11 protein-coding genes are annotated in these 13412 nt (G+C 61.1%); 3 read left to right on the plus strand and 8 right to left on the minus strand.

Going from position 1 to position 13412, the window contains the following annotated elements; translation table 11 throughout:
- Positions 1 to 8: 8 nt before the first annotated feature.
- Complete coding sequence (locus AC1ECN_RS18755; RefSeq protein WP_165406132.1) at positions 9 to 2927, minus strand: M16 family metallopeptidase; 2919 nt, start codon at positions 2925 to 2927, stop codon at positions 9 to 11.
- A 228-nt stretch (positions 2928 to 3155) separates the two neighbouring features.
- Here AC1ECN_RS18755 and AC1ECN_RS18760 point away from each other — a divergent pair, with 228 nt between their 5' ends.
- Positions 3156 to 4124, plus strand: coding sequence for a substrate-binding domain-containing protein (locus AC1ECN_RS18760; RefSeq protein WP_130661596.1), 969 nt, complete (start codon positions 3156 to 3158; stop codon positions 4122 to 4124).
- Positions 4125 to 4198: 74 nt separating this feature from the next.
- On the opposite strand, the gene AC1ECN_RS18765 is transcribed toward AC1ECN_RS18760, so the two are convergent.
- The 6 genes from AC1ECN_RS18765 to AC1ECN_RS18790 form a co-directional block, all read right to left on the minus strand.
- On the minus strand, positions 4199 to 5464 hold the full coding sequence (locus tag AC1ECN_RS18765) for an ABC transporter substrate-binding protein (protein ID WP_130661595.1): 1266 nt from the start codon (positions 5462 to 5464) through the stop codon (positions 4199 to 4201).
- Positions 5465 to 5490: 26 nt separating this feature from the next.
- The gene (locus tag AC1ECN_RS18770) at positions 5491 to 6327 is read right to left on the minus strand and encodes a carbohydrate ABC transporter permease (protein WP_130672593.1); all 837 of its coding nucleotides are present in this window, start codon (positions 6325 to 6327) and stop codon (positions 5491 to 5493) included.
- Positions 6324 to 7247, minus strand: coding sequence for a carbohydrate ABC transporter permease (locus AC1ECN_RS18775; protein ID WP_130661593.1), 924 nt, complete (start codon positions 7245 to 7247; stop codon positions 6324 to 6326). Before AC1ECN_RS18775 ends, AC1ECN_RS18770 begins: the two co-directional genes overlap by 4 nt.
- Complete coding sequence (locus AC1ECN_RS18780) at positions 7240 to 8424, minus strand: ABC transporter ATP-binding protein (protein WP_064249934.1); 1185 nt, start codon at positions 8422 to 8424, stop codon at positions 7240 to 7242. The genes AC1ECN_RS18775 and AC1ECN_RS18780 overlap by 8 nt, the downstream gene beginning before the upstream one ends.
- Positions 8421 to 9251: a metallophosphoesterase family protein gene (locus AC1ECN_RS18785; protein ID WP_130661592.1), complete on the minus strand. Its 831-nt coding sequence runs from the start codon at positions 9249 to 9251 to the stop codon at positions 8421 to 8423. Before AC1ECN_RS18785 ends, AC1ECN_RS18780 begins: the two co-directional genes overlap by 4 nt.
- A gap of 219 nt (positions 9252 to 9470) precedes the next feature.
- Positions 9471 to 9866, minus strand: a complete 396-nt coding sequence (locus tag AC1ECN_RS18790) for a hypothetical protein (RefSeq protein WP_130661591.1) — start codon at positions 9864 to 9866, stop codon at positions 9471 to 9473.
- A gap of 157 nt (positions 9867 to 10023) precedes the next feature.
- Here AC1ECN_RS18790 and AC1ECN_RS18795 point away from each other — a divergent pair, with 157 nt between their 5' ends.
- Both AC1ECN_RS18795 and AC1ECN_RS18800 read left to right on the plus strand, forming a co-directional pair.
- Positions 10024 to 10326 carry a hypothetical protein gene (locus AC1ECN_RS18795; RefSeq protein ID WP_024321997.1) on the plus strand — a complete coding sequence of 101 codons (303 nt, stop codon included), beginning with the start codon at positions 10024 to 10026 and terminating at the stop codon, positions 10324 to 10326.
- A 249-nt stretch (positions 10327 to 10575) separates the two neighbouring features.
- Positions 10576 to 10764 carry a hypothetical protein gene (locus tag AC1ECN_RS18800; protein WP_003539671.1) on the plus strand — a complete coding sequence of 63 codons (189 nt, stop codon included), beginning with the start codon at positions 10576 to 10578 and terminating at the stop codon, positions 10762 to 10764.
- A gap of 14 nt (positions 10765 to 10778) precedes the next feature.
- On the opposite strand, the gene AC1ECN_RS18805 is transcribed toward AC1ECN_RS18800, so the two are convergent.
- Positions 10779 to 13151: an alpha-amylase family glycosyl hydrolase gene (locus AC1ECN_RS18805; protein WP_130672592.1), complete on the minus strand. Its 2373-nt coding sequence runs from the start codon at positions 13149 to 13151 to the stop codon at positions 10779 to 10781.
- Between the last annotated feature and the right edge of the window lie 261 nt (positions 13152 to 13412).

Consider the following 13412-nt stretch of genomic DNA (forward strand, 5'->3'; position numbering starts at 1 on the left):
CTCACCACCTATCGTACCGCCACCGGCAGCACTTCGAATTTCCAGAATTTTTCGGGGCTGAAATAGGCCGTGGCAAACGCGCGGATATCCCCGGCGGTGACCTTGCCGTAGCCGCTGAGACTATCGCGTATCCGGTCCAAACGACGCGAGTCCTCTTGGGCGTGGTGCAGATATGCGATCCAATATTCGTTACTCTGTTGCTGATGCTTCAATGTCTCGACGATGGGTTCCCGGGCGCGCGCGAGCTCGTCTTCGGAAACGTCATGCGACCGCAGATCATTGGCGGTCTCGTCGACAAGTGCATAGAAGCGCGCAACCTTTGCCGGGTCGGTCTCGACGTAGAAATATGCGTAGCCGTAGCCGGGAACTTCCCTTGAAAGTTCAACATCGCCCTGCAGGGCATAGCTTGCTCCTTCTGCAATGCGAAACTGGTCGATCAACCTGTTTTGGAAAATCTGGGTGGCAATATTGGCGGTGAAGGACCGCGGCAGATCGGAGAGCAAATCGCCGATGGAGGCCCCTACGGCGGCAGCGGCATTATCGGCCCTACCGCTATGGGTCTGCAAAACGGGTTTCTCGGTCGTTGCCGGAAAATGCACGTCGTCCCGATCGTTGCTCGACGCCGTCTCCGGGCGCGGCGGCAAAGCGCCAAAGGTTTCAGCCGTTAGCCGGATTACGTCGTCCACGGTTACGTCGCCGACGATGGTGATGTCGATCGGGCCATTGGAAACCATGGGCCGGAACAGCGCCTCGAATTCGTCTGGCTTGGCGGCGGACAACTGCGCGCGATCGGGGAAGGTCCAGCGCGGGTCGCCGGAATGCACAAGACCTGCGAAATCGCGGCTGAAAACGCCGCCGGGCGACGCGTCGTACTGATCGAAGCCGCTCAAATAGGCCTGCTGCACACGCTTGAACGCCTCGGGGCGATAGGCGGGATCGGAGGTGTATGCGCTCATCAGTTGCAGCTGCGTCGCAAGATCTTCAGTTCGTGTACGACCGTCGAACCTGAAGGAACTGTCGCCGACCGAGAAGTCGACGCCGACAATGTTGGCCGTCAGCGCTTTCTGTATATCCTGGTAATCCATGGCTTTTACGCCAGACAGCACGACGGCCGGAGATGCCCAGATCGCGGCGGAACGGTCGTGCGGCAGATCCAGCCGACCCCGGCCGATATCTTCGCGCACCAGCACTTCGTTGGCACGCAGCCTGGTTGGCTTGACGGTAAGCCGTATGCCGTTGGAAAAGCGCACCATGGTCAAGCCGAGATCTTCAACCGCACGGCGTTCGACCACAGCGCCCGGTTCGCCGAAATGGGTGTAGGGCCAGGCGACGTCAGTTGCACTGGATGGTGCCGAGACGGCAATGGCATTTGAAGCGTCATAGACTTGCCGAACCGTGTCGGCTCCGCCCTCAGGTGATTGGTCCGCCTGTAGCGCGACCTGCGGACCGTTGCCGGAGAAAGCACGCTGCAAGGCCCGATTGACCTCGTCCGCCGTGACGCCGTTCGTCATCGTCTCGAACATCGAGAGGTCTTCGGCGGGCGAGGTGAAGACTTGGTCGTCATCGACGCTGCGAGCCAGCATGGAAGCAATGTCGGTGGTCATCCGCGTCGCGGCTCCGGCCGCAGCAGCCTGCAGGGCCGAGCGATATTCGCGGATTTCGCGATCGATCTCCGCCTGCGCAACGCCGAACTCCTGGATCCGGCGCTGTTCCTGGTCAATGGCCGTGAGCGCCGCCTGCCATTTGTCCGGCTCCGAATTCGCCGCGATCAGGACGACATGGGCGGAATCCAGGAGATCCTGGGAGCCGACGTCCGCACTGATGAAAGGGACATCCGCCTTGCTGGCGATGGCGCTCACCCGACGTTTGAGCACCAGAAAACCGAGATCCTCTATAAGCCCAGCGCGGCGCTTGGCGAAGGTGTCAGGCGCGGCGTCATAGGGACGCGTCCAGGCGATCTGTATGCTGGTCATGCCGCCGGGAACGACGATGACCTCGGCGCTTTCGCCCTTCGTCACAAGCGCGCCGAGATCCGCTTTTGTCGGCGCCGGACCCACGGCCTTCCAGTCGCCGAAGCGCTGCCGGATTTCGACTTCCATGGCGGCGGGGTCGATATCGCCCACCACTATCAGCGTTGCCCGATCGGGTCGGTAATTGGCCCGGTAATAATCACGGACGAGGTCCACGGGCGCATTGCTGATGATGTCGGCTTTACCGATCGGCGCGCGCATGGTCGCGCGCTGGCCGGCGAGCAGCGAATTCATGATTCCGAGTGACGCGCGATATTGCGGCGTGTCGCGCAGCCGCTCCTCCGACAGGATGACGCCGCGTTCGCGATCAAAGGCGCTGGCATCGAGGGTCAGCTCGCTCGCCGTCTCTCGCATCAGCATCAGGCCCGTCGAAATTGTGTCTGCATCGACCTCGGGCAGATCGAGTGCATAGACGGTCTCGTCATAAGAGGTATGAGCGTTGGTGTCCGGTCCAAAGGCCAAGCCCTTGCGCTGCAAGATACGGATCATCTCCCCTTCGGCGACATGTGTCGAACCCTTGAAGGCCATGTGCTCGAGAACATGCGCCAGACCCTGCTGGTCGTCGTTTTCATCGAACGAACCGGAGCCAATGCGAAAGCGGATCGCTGCCTGTCCGGGCGGCGTGACATTGCGCATGATCGCAAACCGCATACCGTTGGCGAGCGTGCCAAAATGTACATCGGACTCGGCTTGGATGTCGCTTTGCGTTTGTGGCCAAGACACGGACGGACCGTCAGCATAAGCTGGCGACGTGAAGTTTGCGACAAGCGAGACAGCCGCAAGAAACCACCACGCCGTGGAGCATTCCATTTTCTTGTGAGACATTCTTGTCCAGGTGATGAGAATGAAGAGGGCAGATGGCGTCAATCCGACTATTCCACAGGTTGCATTTCCCATCAACTTCCATGTTTGTAATGAATAAGAAGTAGATAGCTCTGCCTAGAACAGGATGATTTCAGGCCCGGTCGGCCTAAAATCTGAATCCTGTTCTCAATTAAAGAGTAGCGCATGATGTCGTCCGAAAACCGCTCACACTTTTCGGCATCATGGTCTGGGTGTCAGACCATTGTCATCTAACCCGCCTAAAGGATGGCGCCTCGATGCTGTCACCAGGAGGCGCTTTCGATGGCGACATTGGAGCAGGTCGCATTCCGGGCAGGATGCTCGCTGGCGACCGCAAGCCGCGTTCTCAACCGCAACGGACCGGCCAGCGATCTTATGGTGCGCAAGGTGCGCCGCGCGGCCGCCGAACTCGGTTATCACTCTGCCGGGCGGCTCGGGCGCAGGCCCGTGGTCGGCGTGCTGATCCCGAGCATCACCAATCCGGTCTTTGCCTCGTCGCTGTCGAGTATCCAGAACCGCATGCTGGTGGCCGGCCATGGCGTCTTGATCGCCCAGTCGAATTACGATCCGGCGCGCGAGGCCGATGCCGTCGCCGCACTCTTGAACGACCGGCCGACCGGGCTGATCCTCACCGTCTGCGATCCCTCGACCAGCAAGGCGCTGCTTGCGAAGCTCCCACCGACCGTGCTGCTCAACAACCTACCGACAGCGCAGTTTCCGGCGGCCGTCACCGCCGATAACCGCGGCGCCGGCCGCGAGATCACGACCTTCCTGATCAGCATGGGCCATCGCCGCATTCTGTTTCTCTCCGGCAATTTCGCCGCCTCCGACCGCGCTCACCTTCGCTACCGTGGTTATCTCGATGCCATGGCCGAGAACGGGCTGACACCCCTCGATGCCGTGCAGATCCCCTTTGTCAGCGGCTATGACCAGCTCGATATTGGCGTCACGATGAGCGCGCTTGCACCGACGGCGATCATCGCCTCCAACGATCTTCTGGCGCTCGGCGTCATCGGTGCACTGAAGCGCGAGGGGCTGTCGGTGCCTGGGGATGTTTCGGTCGCCGGCTTCGACGGCATCGCCATCGGCAGGCTGATCGATCCGCCGCTGACGACTATCGAAATGCCGGATGCCAGCATGGGCGCGACCGCTGCCTCGCTGCTTCTCGACATGGCCGAGAATGCCGCCCCCGCCCGCCATCTCGACGTCGCCTATACGCTGCGTCGTGGCGGCACGGTGCGCACCATCTGAGAAGCTTGCCAGAAACAGCGGGGCCGCCGCGCGTACGGCGTGGCGGCCCCGAACCTATTGGCCTGATGAGGCGCTTAGCTGCGCGGCAGCATGTCCGCGACGTCAGCGGCTGCGTCGTCGAGCGCTTCCTTCGGTTCGGCCGACTGGTCGACGACGCGCGAGAGATTGTCGACGATCGTCTGCGTGACCTTGACGCCGTTCGAGCCGGGGAAGGCATACCACGGGATCATCTCCGGCATCTGGCTGAGGCCTGCCTGGAACAGCGGGTTCTGCTTGTAGAAGTCGCCGAGATAATCGGCCGATTTCGCGGCCAGCTCGTTGTTCGGGACATAGCCGGTGCCGGGCACGACGACGGAAGCGCCATAGGGACCGGCGGCGAATTTGGCGAACTTCCAGGCGGCATCCTGCTTGGCGGCGTCATGCGTCAGGATGACGACGGCGTTGCCTCCGGTCGGCAGATGTCCGTTCGCCGGATCGATCAGCGGGATCTTGGCGGTGCGCAGATCGAACTTGTTGCCGACATTCTTGATCGTGTTGCGCAGCGCGCCTGTTGTCTGGAACTCGAAACCGACCTTGCCGGCTGCGAAAGCCTGTTCGCCGGCGGCCTTGGTGAAGACGGGCATGCCGCCTTCGGTGACCAGGCGATGCAGGACCTCGACGGCCTTCTGGCCTTCCGGACCGTTGAAGGCGACCTTGCTTTCGTCATCGCTCAGCATCTTGCCGCCGGCGCCGAAGAGCAGTGCCGAAAACATCCAGTCGTCACCCTGCCAGCGGAAATCGATGCCATCGACGCCATTGCCGAGCGCCTTGATCTTGCCGCCGAGCGCGATGACCTCATCCCAGGTCTTCGGCGGGTTTTCAGGGTCGCCGCCGGCCGCCTTCACGAGATCGGCGTTGTAATACATGATCGGGTTGGAGGTCGCGAAAGCGAGGCCCACTTGCTTGCCCTTGACCTGGGCGAGCTTGAGGATCGTGTCGGAAAAGCCCTGCTCGGCCATGTTGCCGTCCTTCTGGACGAGCGGACCGAGGTCGACGGCGACGTCGCGCTCATTGAGCATGCGCAGGCGATTGAGGCCGATGAAGGTGATATCGGGCATTTCGCTGGTGCCGACCTGGCGAAGGATCGTCTGGATGCCTTCTTCATAGGTCGCCGAGGGGCTGGCGAACTGGATCTTGATGTCGGGGTTTTCTGCCATGAACTTCTTCGAGATCGTGTCCATCACGTCCTTGAAGAAGCCCGGCATCGGGTAATGAACCGTCAGCGTCGTTTCGGCATGCGCCGGAAGCGCGATTGCCATCGATACGGCCGCTGCGGCGAGAAGCTGGGTGATATGTTTCATCGCTCGTTCTCCTGGGTTGAAACCGGTCAGCCTTTGAGACCGGTCATGGTGATGCCCTCGACGAAACGCTTCTGCGCGAGCAGGAAGGCGATGACGAGGGGAAGGGTAATGATGAGGGTCGCCGCCATCAGCGCGCCGTAGTCGTCGCCGGCCTCAGCGGCGCGGAAATACATCAGACCAAGCGGCGGTGTGGCATAGTCCTGCTTGCTGATGACGATCAGCGGCCAGTAGAGATCGTTCCAATGGGCGACGACCGAGAAGATGGCGAAGGCGGTAACCGCCGGCCAGGCATTCGGCACGATGACGCGGGCGACGATGCCGAGTTCCGACATGCCGTCGAGGCGCGCGGCATGGATCAGATCATCAGGCATGGCGCGGAAGAACTGCAGGAACATGAAGATCGCGAAGACCGAAATGGTGAAGGGCGCGACAAGGGCGGCATAGCCGTTGAGCAGCGCGGCGCGGTCGAAGGCGACATACAGCGGCAGCGCGGTCGCATGGATCGGCACCAGAAGCCCGAGCATCACCAGCACCATCATGGCGCGGGCGGCGCCGAAGCGCAGCTTCGCCATGGCGTAGGCGCAAGGGATCGCCACCAGCACCTGGAAGAAGAAGATCAGCCCGCAGACGACGACACCATTCCACAACAGCTGCGCCATCGGCACCCGGCTCAAGGCCTTGGTGAAATTTTCGACATAGGTGAGGTGCGCCGGGATCAGCGACAGCGACGATGTGAATATGTCGCTTTGGGCCTTGCCGGCCGTCGAGATCATGAAGACGTAGGGCGACAGGAAGATGATTGCGCCGAGGGAAAGCAGAGACAGGCGGATGATCCTGCCGAGGGAAAGAGCGCTCGTCATCATGTGTAATGCACCCGGCGATCGAGGACGCGGTACTGCAGGAACATCAGCACCACCAGGATCAGCAAAAAGACCACCGTCATCGCCGAGGCATATCCGACGCGCAGATAGACGAAGCCTTCCTGGTAGATCGTGAAGAGCAGAACTTCCGACGCCTTGTTCGGGCCGCCCTCGGTCAGCGTCTTCACCGTTTCGAAGACCTTGACTGAATTGGTGATGCTGATGGTGATGACGAAGAGCGTCGTCGGCCCGAGCATCGGCCAGGTGACGAGCAGGAAGCGGTCGAGAGAGGATCTGGCCCCATCCACTTCGGCTGCGGCGTAAAGCTCGCGCGGGATCGCCGTCAGCCCGGCCAGGAACAGCACCATGTTGAAGCCGGCCGATTGCCAGACGCCGATGATCGAGAGGCTGTAAAGCACGGTGCCGGAGCTGCCCAGCCAGTTCGGACCGGGAAGTCCGACGAGGGCCAGCAGCGCATTGATCGGGCCGATTGTGGGGTGGAACATATATTGCCAGACGGTCGCCATGGCGACGATCAGCGAGGCGACCGGCAGGAAATAGGCGGTACGGAAGAAGCTGCGCGCCTTAGTCTCGCTCTCGATCAGCATGGCGATGCCAAGGCCGAGAAGGATCGAAATGGGTGCGACGATCGCCGTATAGACCGTCGTATTCCAGAGCGACTTGCGAAACGTCCGGTCGGTGATCAGGTGCGCGTAATTCTCGAAGCCGACGAAACGAAACTTGCCGTAGCCGAGTTCGAAATCGGTAAAGCCGAGCACGATGACTGATGCAACCGGCAAAAGCACGAAGAGAAACAGCAGGATCATCGCCGGCATCGCCAGCATCCAGGCGAGGCGGGCTTCGCTGCGCCGATGCGCAACGGCGGCATCGTACGGCACGGCCAGGGAGGCGATGCTAGCCATGCGCCCTCTCCCGTTGAGAGTCGCCCGCAATCAGCCCGGCATCGCCTGTTGCAACGCTGCCGGCCAGCCGGCTGCCGTCCTCGGCAAAGATCAGCGTGCGGCCGGGCGAAAGCCGCAGCCCGACCGGATCGCCGGCCGCAAGGCCGGAGGCTTCGGAGGGTTGAACCTTGGCGACGATAGTCTGGCCGATCGCCTCGAGCCGGCAATGGAGGATGACCTCGGAGCCCAGGAATTCGACGCGTTCGATCCGGGCAGCAAGGCCGTCATGCCGGCTCTTGGAAAGAAAGACGAATTCCGGACGGATGGCGAGCGTGACCGGCGTCTTCCTGTCGGGTGCATTTTCAAGCGTCAGGCGCAGGCCGCCGCAGAGAATGACGCCGCCTTCGGCAAAGGCCGGCAGCAGATTGATGCGCGGCTGGCCGATGAAGCGGGCGACTTCGATATGGGCGGGATCGTCGTAGATGACCTCGGGGCTGGCGATCTGCAGCAACTTTCCGCCCATCATCACGGCGACACGGTCGGCCATGGACAGCGCTTCCGCCTGGTCGTGGGTGACATAGAGCGTCGGCACGCCGGCGCGGCGATGCAGGTCGACGATCTCGCCGCGGGCGTGAACGCGCAGGTTGGCATCGAGATTGGAGAGTGGTTCGTCCATCAGGAAAATGCTCGGCTGGCGCACCATGGCGCGGGCCAGCGCCACGCGCTGACGCTGGCCGCCCGACATCTGGCCGGGCTTGCGGTCGAGCAGGTGATCGATCTTCAGCGACGTCGCCATATCCCTGACATCGCGGGCGATCGCCCTGCGGGTGGCGCGCTGGCCCGGCATCAACGACCCAATGAAGGGCAGCCGCTGCATCCTCGACAGCCGGCGCATCGCCAAGGGCACGGCGATATTCTCAGAGGCCGTCAGATGCGGATAAAGCGCGTAGGACTGAAAGACCATGGCGATGTTGCGGTCGGCGGCCGCAACGCCGGACATATCCAGCCCGCCGATCAGGATCTCGCCTTGGTCGGCGTGGTCGAGGCCGGCAAGGACGCGCAACAGCGTGCTCTTGCCGCAGCCGGAAGGGCCGACCAGCGCGATGAATTCACCGGCGGCGACATCCAGGCTGACGCCATTGAGGATCTGGTTGCCGCCGAACGCTTTGGTGATGCCGCGAAGCGAGAGCGCGCTCATTCGACCGGTTCCCGCGGCTTGACCGCCTGGGGGTAGACTTCGTGGACGACATCGTCGAGCACATGCGCGGTCATGCCGGGAACGGCGACGATCGTGCTTTCGACACCAGTATCGAACTCGTGGACGACCGCGCCGATCAGGCGCTCGCCCGGCATCTCGCGCTCCATCTTGTCGATGATGAAGGCGGCCGACGGACCCCATATCAGTTGGGTATTGCCGAAGCGCCCCTGCCAGGCCCAGTGGAGATGGCCGCTCGCAAACAGCGCCACGTCATGAGCCGCGATCAGATCATAGAGCCGCCGGCGCTGGGCCGGGCGAACGCTCCAATATCCGGTATCGCCTTCGTCGGGTGCATCGACGAATAGCGGCTTGTGCGCGAACAGCGCCACGCGCCGCCCTGCCCTGTCGGAGAGCGCCTGGTGAAGCCATTCGAACTGCGCCTCCTCCTCGTCATCCTCATGACCGAGAAGCAATGAGTTCAATCCGATGAAGCGCCAACCGGCCGCATCCTCCAGCCAGCGGTCGTCGCCGGCAAGGCTGCGCCAGCGGGACAGCCGCTCGGCATTAATGGGCTGGTCCGATCCCTTGAGGTGGCCGACATCGTGATTGCCGGGGACGATCAGCATCGGGATCGACACCTGACGCATCAGGTCCATCGAGAAGGTGATATCCGCGTCCTTGTCGGCGCCATCGACGGTGAGATCGCCGGTATGGACGATCAGGTCTGCGCCGGTCTCTTCGATCCAGGTCAGAAGCGGCGCCCAGTTGCCGTTGAAATGCGGCTTGGCGGGACTGAAATGGGTGTCGGTGATCTGAATGATTTTCATGGGGCGCGTCTCCGGGACCTCGGCAGCGCGTCACGGGCGCTCCCTTCTCGTGCCCTCTCTAGAAGGCTCCCATGTCAATCACACAGCTGAGGTTTTCAGCTGTTTCTCAGTTTTGACATCAATCTGTCATGCAGACCAAGGCTGCTCGCGGAAACCGGAGGAGCCTTGGGCTGTGTTTGGAATTAAGAACACGCGGGCTCTTGCAACATTGTGTTGCAATCAGTGCCGTGGCGCGTTTGCGGGAATGGACGATACCGTTGCCGAGACAGGATCGCTTGCAGGAAAGCTGTCCTCGAGGCCTTCATCGAGTTCCTCTTCCAGCGTTTGCCTGTCGCCGGCCGAACGCGCGCTCGGCTGGCCGATCAAGCCCTTGCTGCCTTCGTCGAAATTGCCGTTGCTCAAGGCATCGTAACGGTTGATGCTGCCGTCTGCTTCCCCGCCGGCAAAGGCGGTCAGCTGAACCATCATGACCTTGGCGTGGTGGACCGCCGTCTTATCGTCGAGTTCGCCATGGGAGTTGTCGATTTTCACGGAAATCGATTCTCCTCTCTCGCCCAAGAATTCGACAGTGAAGATGTCGCCGGCTTGTGTCACCCGAGTATCGATCAACTGCATGGAAACCTCCTGTGTTCATGCACCTCAACGGCCATCCAGGTCCGGAGTTCCACTGCAATGCCATTTCAACGCTAGGCGACACGCCCTTGGGACAATGACCCAGCTCGGAACAAAAAACGCCTATGCGAGTTCACAGGCAGGTCAACAGGTCGTATCCATGCCGAAATTGCCGCTATCGCCTTCCGAGAAATTCTCCTTCTCCAATATTCCCGCAGACCAGAAACTCGCTTTGATATCGAGCTATTCGGAGGCGCTGCGTAAGCTCGCCAGATCGACCGAGGCGGTAGGACGCGCAGATATGCTGCCGAAGCTGATCCAGGTGGCGGACGGACTGGACAGTATGGCAACCACGATTGCCGAGACGGAGGCCGGAGCCGAGGTGATGGCGCGCGCAGCGCGGCTGATCCGGGCGACCGAGGGGATGCTGGCGTCGATGTCCTCGTCGTCAATCATCCACTAAAGCGCGTCGCAATCTTTCAGATTCGCTCCTTGCGCTTTAGGTCTTTGTTTTTAAGCATGTCGTTAGCGCAAAACCGCGGCACACTTTTGCGCGACATGCTTTAATGTCCCCCTTGCGAGAATGACGGGATAGATGCGGCGACGACACCTTGTCCTTAAGCCTTATGGTTAATTTATTAATAATTCAGGGTTTATAAACGGAACCAGACGGCCTTTCCGAGTGTTGATGGTGCGCCGTGGAGGAACCCTGATGATCCTGAAAATCCTTGCCCCCAAGATCGACGCCGATTGCCATGACACCGGCACCTGGCCCGATGGGATCTTCGCCGAAAACCGCATCGATCTTTCCGCTCGCCGCGATGGCCGTCGTCGCTCGCCGCACGAGCGCGACTACGGCAATGACAGAAAAGTGGAAAATCTGCCGCTCGGCTTTGCCTGACCGTTCCGTATGCGTCAGAGCCTGCGAAAGACCAGAACGCCTGATGCCGGCAGCACGGCATCGAGCACTCCCGCCGTTGCTCTGATTCTTCCGCCGCCGTTGCCGACGTTCCAGCCGCCATATGCGTGAGCATCGGTATTGAAGATCTCCTCCCAGAGATCATCTCCCAGACGTTCGCTGTGCAGCCGATAGCCGTGTTCGAAGGGAGCGTCGTTCAGCGACCCCACGACGAGGAAATCCTCGCCGTCATTCCATCGATGAAACGCGATCACCCGATTTTCGTCATGAACCAGGGGAATGGCGATGTTGCGGGATCGAATGGCATCCTGATGGACGCTGAGCGCGATCAGATCGCGATAACAGCTGATCATCCCTGCCCCGCTGCCATCAGCTTCGCCGAGAATATTCTCCCGGTTCTCGAGGAAATCATTGTAGCGATAGGGCTTCTGTGCGCCGATTTCCTCGCCCATGAAAAACATCGGCGTCCCCGGTGATAGCAGCGTCATCGCCGCCGCGAATCGGGACCTCGCCTCTGCCCACGCCCTGGTCTCGCCGACAACAGGCGCGAAATTGACGGCGATAACCGCGGTTCGCGCCGATCCTTCACGATTGCCGCAATCGTCATGCGACTGGTTGTAGACCACCTTGGATCGCGCGCTCGTCTGCAATGCGCCGGCAAGAGACGACATGGTCAGCGCCCGCTTGTCCCCGAAACCAGCATTCTTCAACAGCTGCGCCTGTGCGCCGCCGTGATATTCGACGAGGTTGTGATGAAAATCGCCATACCAGGTGGCATCGAAGCCGAGCCCGTCGCCGGTCAGGCTCGGCTCCGTCATCGCCGACCAGTCCGAATAATCCTCGGCCGTCAGGAAAAGCTGCGGCTTGATCAGCCGCATCGTGCGGGTCCACTGCTTCAGAAACTTGGCCCCGAAGGCAGCGGCCCGATCGGCGCGCCGGCCATCGGCATGCAGGACCGGATATTGATGGATCGAACTTGTCTGATCGAGCCGGAAACCATCGATATGGCAGATGGAGACGAGGAATGCAGCGCTCGAGATGAAAAGCTGTCGCACGGCTTCCTCATCGAAGCGAGGCGCCCATCCCGTCGAAATGTTGTCGATGTAGCCGCCCCTGGGATCGGCATAGTCCTCGGGACGTCCCTCGTACCAATAGTAGATATTGCGGGTGTGATCGTTGGAATCATAGGCCCATTGCGCCCGCTCGCCATCCGGATCGAAGTGGTTGTAACAGACATCGAGGATGACGGCGATGCCGCGCTGGTGGCAGACCTTGACGAACATCTTCAGCCGGTCGGTGCCGCCGGCCGCCTGGTCGGCGGCAAAGAAATGCGACGTGCCGTAACCCCAGTTGGCCCGGGTCTCGAATTCCGCAATCGGCAGCAATTCCACGGCGTTGACGCCGAGTGCCGAGAGATGCTCGACGAAGACGATGGCATCATCAAGCGTGCCGGGCGCGGCCTTGCCGAAACCGAGGGCGCCGACGTGCAGTTCATAGATCACCAGATCCTCGAGCCGATCCGGAAGCTTTCGACCGCCGGCGAATTCGTCGGCCCAGAACGCCTCGGCGGCAAGCTCCTGCCCGGACGGGAGCACCACCCGCTTCGGGTCGCAGACGACCGAACAGCTTTGCGGTCCGTCCAATGCCGCCGGCGATCCGTGATAGATCGCTCCATCGGGATCGAAGTCTCCCGCGCCGATCTGCATGAGGGACCAGATATCGGTGCGGTAGGCGAGCGATCCATCATCCCTGGTGACGCGGTACATATAGGGCGTGCCGACCATGCTGTCGAAGTCGGAAAGGCCGTGGTCCTCGCTGGTTTCAACGCTCCAGAAGCCATCAACGGTCCTGCGCATCCTGATGGTTGCGACCGTTCCGGTCCCGTCATCGGCGATATAGCCAATGGCGGGATCGGCGAGCACGAGCGAGACGTCCCTGGCATTCGGCGCCCAGACCGAAAAGCGAATGCCGTCTGCACTGTTGCGCCTTTCAACCCGGTTCGCCCCCAGACGGCCGATCCATGTCAGATAATAGGTCTGCGGCGCTATCCCCTGCTGGAGATCGAAGGAGCGTTCGCGACGCGTCGAATTCTCGTCGTCCACTTCGGCGGCGATTGCCCATAGGCCGGAAGCGCCGGGTCGATCGAGTTCGATCCCCCAGCGAAAATGCGCGCCGATCTCGTCATCGGGAAAGGGAACCCTGATGACAAAGACATCATAGCCATCCTCGTCACGAGAGCGCTGCATCGGGTGAGACGTCCAATCATTCGAGGGGCGGCCTTGTTCGTCCCAACTGCCGCGGAGACGGACATTGTCGAACGCCATGGAGGGCAAGCCGCAGCGAAACCGGAATTGAACATTGACGGTCATCGGATCCTCCAAAACCATGTCGGATTTCGCCAGACTCTGCCTATGGGCCGTCCCACTCGCGCATGATCAGCCGGCCGAACGAAAAAATGCAAGCGAAGATTACATAATAAATACAATTCGAATTGAGCCACATTCGCAACAATATATCATGGATAACGAGTCATCGCCGCACGATCCTCCTCGTGTATTAAATCGAATTGGCAGCCACAAATGGGGATTCTTTCCCATTGCCACTTCCCTCGTAAACCGGGAGAAAAGCTT

It is taken from the genome of Rhizobium sp. 01N447_2 (assembly GCF_056399245.1).

Bases quoted from the DNA above. Each gene is read 5' to 3' on its own strand.
- AC1ECN_RS18765 (WP_130661595.1), bottom strand. From the start codon at position 5,464: ATGAAACATATCACCCAGCTTCTCGCCGCAGCGGCCGTATCGATGGCA.
- AC1ECN_RS18775 (WP_130661593.1), bottom strand. From the start codon at position 7,247: ATGGCTAGCATCGCCTCCCTGGCCGTGCCGTACGATGCCGCCGTTGCG.
- AC1ECN_RS18805 (WP_130672592.1), bottom strand. From the start codon at position 13,151: ATGACCGTCAATGTTCAATTCCGGTTTCGCTGCGGCTTGCCCTCCATG.
- AC1ECN_RS18780 (WP_064249934.1), bottom strand. From the start codon at position 8,424: ATGAGCGCGCTCTCGCTTCGCGGCATCACCAAAGCGTTCGGCGGCAAC.
- AC1ECN_RS18785 (WP_130661592.1), bottom strand. From the start codon at position 9,251: ATGAAAATCATTCAGATCACCGACACCCATTTCAGTCCCGCCAAGCCG.
- AC1ECN_RS18760 (WP_130661596.1), top strand. From the start codon at position 3,156: ATGGCGACATTGGAGCAGGTCGCATTCCGGGCAGGATGCTCGCTGGCG.
- AC1ECN_RS18800 (WP_003539671.1), top strand. From the start codon at position 10,576: ATGATCCTGAAAATCCTTGCCCCCAAGATCGACGCCGATTGCCATGAC.
- AC1ECN_RS18770 (WP_130672593.1), bottom strand. From the start codon at position 6,327: ATGATGACGAGCGCTCTTTCCCTCGGCAGGATCATCCGCCTGTCTCTG.
- AC1ECN_RS18755 (WP_165406132.1), bottom strand. From the start codon at position 2,927: ATGGGAAATGCAACCTGTGGAATAGTCGGATTGACGCCATCTGCCCTC.
- AC1ECN_RS18795 (WP_024321997.1), top strand. From the start codon at position 10,024: ATGCCGAAATTGCCGCTATCGCCTTCCGAGAAATTCTCCTTCTCCAAT.
- AC1ECN_RS18790 (WP_130661591.1), bottom strand. From the start codon at position 9,866: ATGCAGTTGATCGATACTCGGGTGACACAAGCCGGCGACATCTTCACT.